Source organism: [Clostridium] celerecrescens 18A (assembly GCF_002797975.1).
GTDB lineage: Bacteria > Bacillota > Clostridia > Lachnospirales > Lachnospiraceae > Lacrimispora > Lacrimispora celerecrescens.
The window spans coordinates 3,430,046-3,442,412 of record NZ_PGET01000001.1 but is presented as its reverse complement, the minus strand read 5'-3'; the positions used below and the strand labels follow the sequence as shown (position 1 = coordinate 3,442,412).

Genomic DNA, 12,367 nt, shown 5'->3' with positions numbered 1-12,367 from the left:
GTGAAAAAAACATTTGAGCTGATCGCCCCCTGTCATTTCGGCATGGAAGCGGTATTAAAAAGAGAGATCACGGATCTTGGCTATGACATTGCATCAGTAGAAGACGGAAGGGTTACCTTTATTGGAGATGATGAGGCCATCTGTCGTGCGAATGTATTTCTTCGTACAGCAGAAAGAGTTCTACTAAAAGTAGGAAGCTTTCATGCAGAATCCTTTGAAGAGCTTTTTCAGGGTACTAAGGCAGTTTGCTGGGAAGATTTTATTCCTCAGGATGGGAAGTTTTGGGTCGCCAAAGCTTCCTCAATTAAAAGTAAATTATTCAGCCCCTCAGACATCCAGTCCATTATGAAGAAAGCCATGGTGGAACGGTTAAAAGGGGCTTATGGTGTAGAGTGGTTTCCAGAGACCGGAAGCAGCTATCCTCTGCGGGTATTCCTCCATAAGGATGAAGTGACCGTTGGCATCGATACCACGGGAGATTCTCTCCATAAGAGAGGATACCGCACATTAACCAGCAAGGCTCCGATCACGGAAACCCTCGCTGCGGCCCTTATCATGCTGACTCCATGGAACAAGGACCGGATTCTTGTCGATCCTTTCTGCGGAAGCGGGACCTTTGTGATCGAAGCGGCCATGATGGCGGCCAACATGGCCCCGGGCATGAACCGTTCCTTCCTTGCCGAAGACTGGAAAAACCTGATTCCAAGGAAGTGCTGGTATGAGACAATGGATGAGGCAAACGATCTTTTGGATTCAAATGTCAAAGTCGACATACAGGGCTATGACATAGACGGTGAGATAGTAAAGGCTGCCAGAGCTAACGCAGAGTCAGCCGGAGTAGATCACATGATCCACTTTCAGCAAAGACCCCTGACTGCCTTAAGTCATCCCAAAAAGTACGGTTTTATTATTACGAATCCCCCTTATGGAGAACGAATTGAGGAAAAGAAGAATTTACCGGAGCTGTACCGGCAGATTGGAGAACGGTATAAGGCTCTTGATGCCTGGTCCCTGTATATGATCACTGCCTATGAGGAGGCTGAGAAATACATCGGCAGAAAGGCGGATAAAAACCGGAAAATTTATAATGGTATGATGAAAACCTATTTCTATCAGTTTATGGGGCCAAAGCCCCCAAGGCTTCGATGAGCGGAAGGCGAATCGAACTTTCTTAAAGAAAAGGAGATTCGGTTGAAGAGTAAAGGATGGTTTTTCCTATTTCTGATGATCATTTGTTTTTCTGCAGGATACCGGATTCCAAATCTGGCAACTATTCCGGCGAATAAAGCAGGCCAGGATTACTTCAAAGAGCCGGGAAGTGCACAGGCGAACAGCCGGGAAGTGTCATCGAAATCGGAAATGATAAACGAACAGCTCCCGGCCTTTTATGATGGGAGAAAGGAAGGCCGGGTTCCTTCTGTGAAAAACCAGGGTTCCATTGGAACCTGTTGGGCTTTTGCCTCGCTGCAGGCCCTGGAGGCAGCCTTGCTTCCCGGTGGAAGCTATGAATTTTCGGAAGATCATATGTCTTTGAACAATGGGTTTTGCATTCCCCAGGAAGAGGGCGGGGAATATACCATGTCCATGGCCTATCTGTTGTCATGGAGAGGACCGGTATTGGAATCAGACGACCCATACGGCGACGACATCTCCCCCGATGGCTTAAACGCGGTTAAGCATGTTCAGGAGATTCAGATCCTGCCAGATAAAGATTTTGATAAAATTAAACAAGCAGTTCTTATGTATGGCGGGGTTCAAAGTTCCCTTTATACTTCCCTTGCGGAAGGGGACTTCCGGTCTGAGTCTTATAACCAGGAGGCCTACGCCTATTGCCACACTGGTACAGAGCCTCCGAACCATGATTCTGTGATCATTGGCTGGGACGATGCATATCCGAAGGAGAACTTTCATGGGGAAGTTCAGGGAGATGGAGCATTTATCTGTATGAACAGCTGGGGAGATGGATTTGGAGACCAGGGATATTTTTATGTATCCTATTATGATTCCAATATTGGAAGAAATAACATTGTTTATACGGCTGTGGAAGATACGGACAATTATGACCACATTTATCAGTCGGATCTCCGGGGCTGGGTCGGCCAGCTGGGATATGGAGAAGATACCATGTGGTTTTCTAATGTTTACGAGTCCGGAACCTCCCAGAGCCTTTTAGCGGCAGGCTTCTATGCTACAGGTCCCCACACTTCCTATGAGGTTTATATAGTTCGTCATGCGGGGACAGAATCCGATATTTTGGAAGGTCAGGATTTTGACCGTAAAGTTCTTCTTTCCAGGGGAAGCTTTGACTATGGAGGATACTATACGGTGCCCCTTATGGGAAATCATGGGGAAGACTTAGAGCTTTCCCCAGGGGAACGTTTTGCGGTTATCGTAAAGATTACTACTCCGGATGCTGTTCATCCTGCTGCCATTGAGTATGACGCGGGGGATGGACGTACCTTTGTCAATGTCGCAGACGGAGAAGGCTATATCAGTGCTGATGGCATAACATGGGAACGGGCGGAAGAGAAAAGGTGTAACCTGTGCTTAAAGGCATACACAAAAGACCGGTGAAAACGTTTTATGGAGGACGGAATAGATGAACGATAAAAAGATCGTATTTGCTACAGGAAATGAAGGCAAAATGCGGGAGATCAGGGAGATCCTAAAAGACTTAGGAATGGAGATCCTCTCCATGAAAGAGGCCGGTGCAAGCCTTGATATTGTGGAAGATGGAGCTACTTTTGGGGAAAACGCGGAGATAAAGGCCAGGGCAGTGTGGAAAAGAACCGGAGGAATCGTGCTTGCCGATGATTCCGGCCTGGTAGTGGACTGCTTAAATGGAGAGCCTGGGATCCTTTCTGCCAGATATATGGGAGAGGACACTTCCTATGAGATCAAAAATCAGAATATCCTCGACAGAGCTGCCCATGCAAAGGGGGAAGAAAGAAGTGCCCGTTTTGTCTGCAATATCGCTGCAGTGCTGCCTGATGGAACGGTGCTCCATACGGAAGAATCCATGGAAGGGCTTCTGGCTGACCAGCCTGCCGGAAAGGAAGGCTTTGGCTATGATCCCATCCTCTATATACCGGAATTCGGAGTAACCAGCGCCCAGCTTACCATGGAACAAAAGAATAAGATCAGCCACCGCGGAAAGGCTCTGGAGGCCATGAAAGGCCGGCTTAAAGAAACTTTTACAGGAGGGAGAGAATAATGAAAATACTGATTGTCAGTGATACGCACCGCAAAGATGAGAGTTTACATAAGATCATTGCAGAAACCGAATCGCTGGACATGCTGATCCACCTGGGGGACTCAGAAGGCAGCGAAGATAAAATAGCGGGCTGGATTCCCGCAGGCTGTGAGCTTCAGATGATTCTTGGCAACAATGATTTTTTCTCAGATTTGGACCGGGAGAGGGAAGTGGTAATAGGGAAATACCGGGCTTTGCTGACCCATGGTCATTACTATAATGTATCCCTTGGGGTTGAGCGCCTGGAGCAGGAAGCGGCGGATAGAGGAATTGATATTGCCATGTACGGTCATACCCACAGGCCTTTTTATGAGGTACATAACGGGATCACGATCTTAAACCCGGGCAGCCTTTCTTATCCCAGACAGGAAGGGAGAAAGCCATCCTACATGATTATGGAGATCGATGAGCAGGGGGAGGCACATTTTACCCTGAAATTTCTGGAGAAATAAACGCCTATTTAAGTAAAAAGCCGGGTTACTCCAGACCAATTGGGGCAATGGCTCAGAATAGAAGAAGGAGCTGCTGCAAAAATAAGAATCTGTATCAGATATAGTATCTGATGTTTGATTCGCTTTTTGCAGAAGCTCTTTATTTTTATAATACTATTTCCAGCCCTCCGGCAGATTAGCCAGGGTATTTTCGATCATATCGTCTGCCAGCTTTTTGATTTCTTCTTCTCCTGCCCGGTCTTTTACCAGGGGATCGTTTAAGTAGGCTTCGTATACCAGGGAGCGGTCATAAGTGAGCGCGGCTTTAAGGATCCGCTGATGGTTCGCAACATGTGGCTCGATCAGTTCAAGGACATTCTCCGGAATGGCGCCAGCTACCACCGGTTTAATGCTGTCCCGGCTAAACAGAGCGTTGGTTTCAACAACGGCTTCTGCAGGCAGGTTAGGAATTTGCAAGAAGGAATTGGGGATATTGACATTGCTCACAGTTTTTTCAAGCCCGCATAAGGCTTTGATTAGAAGGATTCCTTCTTCTCCTGATGCTTTCAGTTCAATTTCCTCTTCGCCCCCTGCAAGACGGTGGCTCTTAGCTAAACGGTTCTTTAAATCCTCTTTTCTCCAGGCAACGGTAGTGAGGCCGAATTTCCAGCTCTTTACGGTTTCCGGGTCTTTTAGGTAATCGTTTCCGGGCATGAATTCTGCAAGGTGGCGGTCACCGGCAGCAGCGATCAGGCCATAACGGCGGAAAAGATCAAACTTCACCCTGTGAGCGCATTCAAAGCTGTTGTTTGCCCAGTTCTTATCCGGTTCGTTGTAGCCTTCCTCGTAGTGAGCGTCAATATAATCACGGTAAACAGGGAATAAGTCGATTCCCTTGTAGGAAGCCTGGTCAAACCAGGTGAAATGATTGATTCCCAAAACATTAACATTGATGTCCCGGCGGTCAACGTTTTCAAAGCCGAAGGTTTCTTCGCAGATTCCCTTTAAAACCTTCTGGGTTCCGAATACCTCATGGCAGCAGCCGAAAGCCTTGATCTCAGGGAATACATGATAGAGAGTCTTTACGCAAAGGGACATTGGATTCGTGTAGTTGATGATCCAGGCATTTGGTGAATATTTTTTTACTGCTTCAGCAATGGTCACAAACATCGGGATGGTGCGGAGGGCACGAACCATTCCTCCAGGACCGGCGGTATCACCTACGGACTGGTAGATGCCAAGCCTTTCAGGAAGATGAACGTCCGAATCCATCTCATCAAAGGTTCCGGGGAGAATGGAGATAACTGCAAAGTCACAGCCCGCTAAAGCTTCCTTTAAGGAGGAGGCGGTGACGTAATTCCATTTTCCAGTGGTATCCTCTCTGTTTGTCAGTTTGTTGCCGATGATTTCATTGTTTTTTGCGGCTGTCTCATCGATGTCATATAAACGGATCGTTCCGCTCAAGGAATCGTCCATGGACAGATCCGTCATAAAGGTCCAGGCCCAGCCTCTGGAGCCGCCTCCGATATAGGCGATATTAATATCGCTGACTTTGTTGTTTGCATATTTCATAAGGGTTTCCTCCTGTTAAAAGAATAATTCTGTAAAAAGTTTCTTGGTTGTTGTTGCAAGTTCATATTAGTACCATTATAATGGATTATAGTATTAAAAATCTTATATAATTGGGTCTTTTTTTAATAAAATCATACTTTTGGCTACTATTTTGGAGGCAGGGATGGAAAAAACCATATTTTCGGAAAGCATGGAGGGAATCACCATTGATGAGGTGGTCCGGGACCAGGAATATTCCATGACAATGAAACATTTTCATGATACCTACGAACTCTATTTTCTTCTGGAAGGGGAACGTTACTATTTCATCGAAAAAGAAACCTATTATGTGAAAACAGGGGATGTAGTTTTGGTAAACCGGGAACAGGTCCATAAGACGAGCCAGGCTGGAAGCAGGAGGCATGACAGGATCCTTCTCCAGCTAAGCGGAAGAGTTCTGGAGCCATGGCTTAAGCAGGCAGGGGTCTCTTCCCTTGAGAAGCTGTTTGGAGATTATTATGGAGTGGCCAGGCTTTCCCAGGTGGAATGGGAAGAAATGAAGGGGTTGTTGCTGGGGATTTCGGAGGAACTGATTCACCGGAGAGAGCGGTATGAGATAATGGTAAGGCTGAAACTATCCCAGATATTAATGATGGTCTACCGCAGCAGGAAGAAGACCGTACTTAAAGAGATGCCTCCGACAGTTCAGACTGCAAAGCATGGAAAGGTACATGAGGTAGCGGAATATTTAACACTTCACTGCGAGACAGGTGAGAGCTTAGAGGAGCTGGCTGAGGTCTTTTTTATCAGCAAATCCTATTTAAGCAGAATCTTCCGGGAGGTTACCGGGTTTTCAGTAAATGAATACAGGAACCTGGCCAGAGTGAGAAAGGCGAAAGAATTACTGGCAAACAGTGGGTATTCTATTACGGAAATATCAGAAATCCTTGGATTTGAAAGCATTACCTATTTTGAACGGGTATTTAAAAAGCATACGGATGTGACGCCGTTAAAATACAGAAAGGATGGGGGGGAAGCCTAGAGATATAAGAATGACAAAGGTTATAAAAAAGTATAAAAACACAAAAAGAAGGAACTTGGCAAGAGTACAGCCAAGTTCCTTCTTTTCTTTCCATGCAGCATTGCCGTAGGGTTATTCCTTTTCCAGAGCCTCGCACAGAGCGGTCAGGGCAAGAGCCTGTCCATAAGCCATGGGCATGATAGCGATGTTCTTATAATGGCCGGAGTCCATGCCGATTCCTGTTCCTGCCGATACATTTAACACAGTTCCATCTTCAGAAATATTAGCACAAATGGCTTCAATTGCCCGGTCAGCTGCTGCCTTATACGAGCCGTTAAGTATTCCTGCTTTCACACCTCTTAAAAGTCCGGCTGCAATGGCGGCAGAGCCGGAGACTTCGCCGTAGCTGGAATCATCGGTGAGAACGGTATTCCACAGACCGGATGAGGACTGAAGGCGTAAAAGGGCGGAGGCCTGGGATTTAAAGGTATCGGTCAGGAAAGCTTTCACCCCTTTGTCTAAGCCGTCTCCGCAGGTATCTAGATATTCCATGATTCCGTAAGTAAACCAGGAGTTCCCTCTGCACCAGAAGATGCCCCCGAAATTATCCATGCGTTCAAAGCTGAAGCCGTGGTGGAAGAGGCCGGTCTGTTTATCAAAGAGATATTTGATATGGACCAGGAACTGATGAAGAGCTTCGTCTTTCCAAAGGGCGTTCTCAGATATGTATCCCATCCTGTTTAAGAAAAGTACGGACATGAACAGCGTGTCAACCCAGATCTGTCCGTTGTTTAAACTAACGCCATCCCGGTCTCCGATGGCGCTTGTCACATGCTGGAATCCGTTATCCGGAGTTTTTGGAAGTTCGTTGATGAGCCAGTCCGCCCTTTGAACGCACAGATCGTAATATTCCTCCGGATTATCAAGGCCTTGGAATAAAAAGGACAGGGGTAGAAATGGAGCGGTGGTATTGATGTTTTTAGAAGGAAGCCCCTTTTTCTGATGGCCGCTGTACCATCTCTCAAAGAATGGGAGATACCGGCTGTCTCCGTAAAATTCCTGGAGTTTATATAAGCCATACAGTCCTACTCCCTGGGGCCAGTCCCATTCCTCTATGCCAAAATCTCTTTGGATAAGCCCCTTTTTTGTATCAGTGCTGCTGACGCTCTTGTCTTTGTCATAGTCATATCCTCCAAGATTCATCAGCTTTTCAACAACCAAATGGATTTTTTCAAGTAGCTGTTCGTTTGTCATGATTATTCTTCTCCTTTTCCATGCTTGATTAATGCTTTTTTCAGCTTTTCTATATATTCGGTCGGCGGGTAGCCGGTATACCGCTTAAATACCTGACTGAAGTACTGGGGATTGCTGCCGAATCCTACCTGGCGGGCAATGTGCTTTATGTTATCATTCTGATAATAGGTCATCAGCCGGATGGCTTCCTCCATCCGTTCTTTGTTTAAGTAATCGGAAGAACGCATCCCCTCTTCCTTTACAAACTGCTTGCTTAAATATCCTATGCTTACGAAAAGATAATTCTCAGCCAGCCACTTTAAGGAGAGATTTTCAGAATATAAGTGTTCTCTGATGTAGGCTTTTAAAAGGGCAATGTTGGAGCTGGCCTTATGAGTTCCGCATACGGTGTCTTTCCGGACTAATACCACACGAAGAAGCTCCCGGATCCCGGACACCGTATCACAGGAGTAGAGACGCCGGAAAAAATCACAGGCAGCGTCTACAGGAAGCTTTTCCCGTTCCGGCCCTATCTGAAGGAATAATCCTAATGCAAGGTTTCTGGCGGTAGATAAAGGGATGGAGTCCATAAAAACGGAGTCAAGGAGCTCCTCAGCTTGCACCATATCCTCTGCAGAGGTGATAGAGTTCTCAATCCTGCTGATCATCCAGGGGGAAGCAATATGGTTCCTGATTTCATGGACATCCCCTCCTTCACTGAAGAGAAGGATCCGTTCAAAGCGGGAAACCTTCTGAATGATTTCCTGAAAAAGCTTTTCAGATGAATTCCTGTGAAGGAATTCTGCCTCAAAAGTAACGGACTGACCGGGATACCGGAGGCCGGTTATGGCACTTTCCATCCGTTCCTGTATTGCCAGAGTAAATGCAGGGAATATGAGGACCGCAGTGTTTTTTACATAAATGATGGAGAACTGTAGGGGAACCTTGGAAGCATCTAAAAGCTTTTTAACGTCACAGATAAAGCTTTTTATATAGTTTTCTTCCACAAAGGAACAGATACAGGCATAAATGCAGTTCTTCGGAAGGGATAAAAGACCCTGGTATTTACGGAATACGGCCGGAAAGGAATCCTGGTGCTCCAGGGCCTCCATAATAAAGCTCTGCTCTAAGGGAAAATGAAGGCTTCTTAAGAAATCCTGCTGCTGCATCTTCCTGCTTTCTCCCTCCTGAAGGCGTTCCTTTCTTATGGAAACCAGTGATTCGATTAATTCGTTTTTATCTGTTGGCTTTAAAAGATAATAACGAACCCCATATTTCATAGCTTGTTTGGCATATTCAAAATCATTGTATCCGGAAAGGAGAATAAAGGTAATATGGGAATCTGATTTTATGGAACGTTCAATAAGGTCCAGGCCGTTTAAGATAGGCATTCGGATATCCGTAATCACCACATCCGGATAATCGTCACAAATGATATCGTATGCCTCCATTCCGTTTTTGGCAGTGGCGATGAGTTCATAGCCGATGGATTTATAGTCGATCATTTGGGAAAGGGCTTCTCTTATAATCTGTTCATCATCTACAATCATCAGTCTCAACATATCAAATCTCCTTTTCCTTAGGAATGGACAGCATTACCACTGCCATATCTTTTTCGTTATAAAATTTAAGGCCATAATGATCTCCATAGAGCAGCTTTAACCGGGAATGAATGTTGGTCAGGCCCACACCGGAACCTTGGGGCTTGATCTCTTTGTGCCTGATCTTTTCTAAAAGGTCCGATTCAAACCGGGAACCGGTGTTGGACACCCGGATCTCATAATCATTCTCCATTTCCTCTACGATGACCTGTATCCTGCACATCTCATCCGTATCCTCCATGGCGTGTTTTAAGGCGTTTTCAACCAGGGGCTGAATGCAGAACTTTGGAACGAATATATGGGTAATGTTCTCCGGGGTCTTAAGCTCAAAGTGAAGCCTGTCCTTAAAACGTATTTCCTGAATGCGGATGTAATTATCCAGCACCTCCAGCTCATCTTCGAGTGGGATGATGTCTTTTTGCCCGGCAATGGAGGCCCGAAACAGGTTTCCTAGGGAACGAACCATAACCGAGATATCTTCGGCCCCGTATTTCTGCGCCATCCAGTTGATCGTATCCAGGGTATTATATAAAAAGTGAGGATTGATCTGCTGCTGGAGCATCTTAATGGTGGAATCCCTAAGCAGAAGCTGTTTGTCATAATTTTCATCCCGCAGGACCTTTACGCTGTGGGTCATTTCATCAAAACTCCGGTGAAGCTGGCCGATTTCGTCCTGTCGGGTTTCATAGTCATAGCATTTCACATCACAGGCCAGGGACTCCCCGCTGCCGAACTTCTGGATCTTTTCTATCAAATAATCCAGGTGACGGAAGATATGGCGGAAAATCAGGTTAACATAGGTTGCGGTGATAAATATGATAAAGACGGTAAAGATAATGATCTGAAGGCTCATAAGCTGAATTCTGTAAAAAAGCGGATCATAATCCCTGAAATAAATATAATCCCAGCCTACATAGGGAATATGACCGGAAATGATAAATTCCTTTTTATTGTCCAATGTGGAAATGAGATAGGCATTCTCCTGCTGTTTGCTGCCTGCAATGATTTCTGCGCAGTACGCATCGTGAAAGGCAGTTGCAGGGTAAATCCTCTTATCCCCTGACATCAGAATGAAATTAGAGTTTTCCACAAGGCTCCCGGAACTTTTTAAACCGTCCTCAATCATCCGCTCCATATTGACCGTAATGTATAGCCCGGCCAGCTTTTTTAAGCTTAAGTATTTCAGCTTTAATATCTGCCTGGAGCATACCGTATCGTTTCCCGGTTCTATGCCAGGAGCCCAGATGGCTTGTCCCTTTAAGTCGCTGGTTGTTTTATCAAGCTCCCTAAGGTCGAATTTAAGGATTTCATCAGAACTTCCCATACAGATATTCGTTCCGTCAGTCAGGATAATATTAATGGATTTTATATATTTGCTGCGGTAGACATAGGAATAAAGCTGTTGATAAATTTCCTGGCGGGCCTGGGCTCTTCGGTTGCTATAAGGTTTCTCAGCTAAAAACACCAGATTATCCTGAAGGACGGGGTCACCGATCATGCTGTATGATATACTCTGGATCAGCTGTATTTCCGATTCCAGATAAGTGGTCACATGATTTAAGGAATTGGCATTGGTGCGGTACAGCTCTTCATTATAGCGGGAGGTGAGTATCCTGATGCTGATAAGGAAGGTAATACAAACCGCCAGCAGGGCCAGCAGAAAAATGGTCAGTATTTTTTTGTATAAAGACAGGTTATTAAACCAGAACGTACATCGTTTCATAATCATATATCCTTTCCCAAGTAATCGTATTATATAGTAAAAAGATAAAAAAAGGAATTGTAAAACCGCCAAAAATTACATAAAGCCGTTTTTTTAATCATAAAAAGCCACATTTTAACTTTACCATTGTGCATATTTGCCATAAAATGTGGATATCACAAATAACTTAGAGGGAGGTTTTACAAGTGAGAAAGAGATTACTAGCAACATCACTTGCTGCATTAATTGCAGCGACATCTTTAGCCGGTTGTGGTTCCAAGACAGAGAAAGTGGATTCCGGGACGACAGCGGCTGCTGCAACAGAGGCGTCAACTGCAAAGGCAGATGACGGTGCAAAGACAGCATCAGGAGATAAGGTAACTTTAAACATTTGCTGGTGGGGCAATCAGACCAGAAATGACGTAACAAAAAAAGCAGCGGATTTATACATGAGTAAAAATCCAAATGTGGATATCAAGGTTGAGTTTACTGACTGGGGCGGTTACTGGGATAAGCTTTCTGCAATGGCAGCTGGCGGTAACTTACCGGATATCATCCAGATGGACTATTCCTACTTAAACCAGTACCAGAAGAGCGGACAGCTTGCTAATTTATCAGAATTCATTTCCTCAGGTGTTATTGATACTTCAAAGATTCCTTCAAGTATCATTGAGAGTGGTTCTATCGATGGAAACTGCTATGCTCTCAGCCTTGGAAGCAACGCTCCTATGATGGTTTATGATAAGGCCATTGTAGAAAAAGCAGGAGTGACCATTCCTGAGCAGATGACCTATGATGAATTATATGACATTTCCAAAACCATATACGAGAAAACAGGAGTAAAGACCGCTTATGACGGCTGGATCAATATGCTGCAGATGACAGCAAGAGCCAATGGTTCTCATATATTCGATGAGTTAATTGCGGGTAAGGAAGATTCTACGAAGATACATTTCGCCAATGTTGAGAAATTCCAAAAGGCAGAATTCTCCATCGCACCAGATATTCTTGTTGAAAAGAATCCGGATAACATTGAAACAAAACCGATTGTAGATGAGACCACATGGAATGATTTTCCATATTCCAATCAGTTTATCAGTCTTTCCAATGCAGCCGGAAGAGAGTTAGAAGTAACGATGAATCCGGTTATGAACAAAGATACACAGAATATGTATTTAAAGCCAAGCCAGTTCTTCTCCATTGCTGAAACTTCCAAGAACAAAGAGGAAGCTGCAAAGTTTATTGACTGGTTCACTAACAGCGTAGAATGTAATGATATCCTTATGGCAGAAAGAGGAATCCCGGTTAATACTGAGGTAGCTGATGCCATTAAGCCAAAGGTAGATGCTGTTGCACAAAAGGTATTTGACTATGTTGCAAAGGTTTCTGAAATTGCGGTACCGATTGATGCTCCAGATCCAGCAGGCAAGGGTGAAGTTGAGGCGTTGACCAAGAGCGTAGTAGAAGCAATCCGCTATGGTGATACATCCGCTGATGAAGCAGCAGCAAGCTTTGTACCTGAAGCGAAAAAGATTTTGGAAGAAGCAGCGAAATAGTGACAGAATAGTCTGGAGG

At 45.0% G+C, this 12,367-nt stretch carries 10 protein-coding genes; 6 read left to right on the top strand and 4 right to left on the bottom strand.

The window, feature by feature from the left end; translation table 11 throughout:
• The 4 genes from H171_RS15625 to H171_RS15610 are packed head-to-tail and all read left to right on the top strand — an operon-like array spanning nucleotide 1 to nucleotide 3,705.
• Entirely contained in the window at nucleotides 1–1,149 is a 1,149-nt protein-coding gene (locus tag H171_RS15625; protein WP_330398850.1) for a THUMP domain-containing class I SAM-dependent RNA methyltransferase, read from the top strand.
• A 42-nt stretch (nucleotides 1,150–1,191) separates the two neighbouring features.
• Nucleotides 1,192–2,574, top strand: coding sequence for a lectin like domain-containing protein (locus tag H171_RS15620; RefSeq protein ID WP_100305978.1), 1,383 nt, complete (start codon nucleotides 1,192–1,194; stop codon nucleotides 2,572–2,574).
• 25 nt (nucleotides 2,575–2,599) lie between these two features.
• Nucleotides 2,600–3,214 carry an RdgB/HAM1 family non-canonical purine NTP pyrophosphatase gene (gene rdgB / locus H171_RS15615; RefSeq protein WP_100305977.1) on the top strand — a complete coding sequence of 205 codons (615 nt, stop codon included), beginning with the start codon at nucleotides 2,600–2,602 and terminating at the stop codon, nucleotides 3,212–3,214.
• Nucleotides 3,214–3,705: a metallophosphoesterase family protein gene (locus H171_RS15610; protein ID WP_100305976.1), complete on the top strand. Its 492-nt coding sequence runs from the start codon at nucleotides 3,214–3,216 to the stop codon at nucleotides 3,703–3,705. Before rdgB ends, H171_RS15610 begins: the two co-directional genes overlap by 1 nt.
• A 153-nt stretch (nucleotides 3,706–3,858) precedes the next feature.
• On the opposite strand, the gene H171_RS15605 is transcribed toward H171_RS15610, so the two are convergent.
• Nucleotides 3,859–5,256 (bottom strand): family 4 glycosyl hydrolase, encoded by a 1,398-nt coding sequence (locus H171_RS15605; protein ID WP_100305975.1) that lies wholly within the window; start codon nucleotides 5,254–5,256, stop codon nucleotides 3,859–3,861.
• Nucleotides 5,257–5,419: 163 nt separating this feature from the next.
• On the opposite strand from H171_RS15605, the gene H171_RS15600 reads away from it, so the two are divergent.
• Complete coding sequence (locus H171_RS15600; protein WP_100305974.1) at nucleotides 5,420–6,277, top strand: AraC family transcriptional regulator; 858 nt, start codon at nucleotides 5,420–5,422, stop codon at nucleotides 6,275–6,277.
• A 111-nt stretch (nucleotides 6,278–6,388) separates the two neighbouring features.
• On the opposite strand, the gene H171_RS15595 is transcribed toward H171_RS15600, so the two are convergent.
• The 3 genes from H171_RS15595 to H171_RS15585 are packed head-to-tail and all read right to left on the bottom strand — an operon-like array spanning nucleotide 6,389 to nucleotide 10,813.
• Nucleotides 6,389–7,510 (bottom strand): glycoside hydrolase family 88/105 protein, encoded by a 1,122-nt coding sequence (locus H171_RS15595; RefSeq protein ID WP_100305973.1) that lies wholly within the window; start codon nucleotides 7,508–7,510, stop codon nucleotides 6,389–6,391.
• Between the two features lie 2 nt (nucleotides 7,511–7,512).
• Entirely contained in the window at nucleotides 7,513–9,051 is a 1,539-nt protein-coding gene (locus H171_RS15590) for a response regulator transcription factor (protein WP_100305972.1), read from the bottom strand.
• Between the two features lies 1 nt (nucleotide 9,052).
• Nucleotides 9,053–10,813, bottom strand: coding sequence for a sensor histidine kinase (locus tag H171_RS15585; RefSeq protein WP_157803172.1), 1,761 nt, complete (start codon nucleotides 10,811–10,813; stop codon nucleotides 9,053–9,055).
• A gap of 185 nt (nucleotides 10,814–10,998) precedes the next feature.
• On the opposite strand from H171_RS15585, the gene H171_RS15580 reads away from it, so the two are divergent.
• The gene (locus H171_RS15580) at nucleotides 10,999–12,348 is read left to right on the top strand and encodes an ABC transporter substrate-binding protein (RefSeq protein ID WP_100305970.1); all 1,350 of its coding nucleotides are present in this window, start codon (nucleotides 10,999–11,001) and stop codon (nucleotides 12,346–12,348) included.
• Nucleotides 12,349–12,367 lie beyond the last annotated feature (19 nt).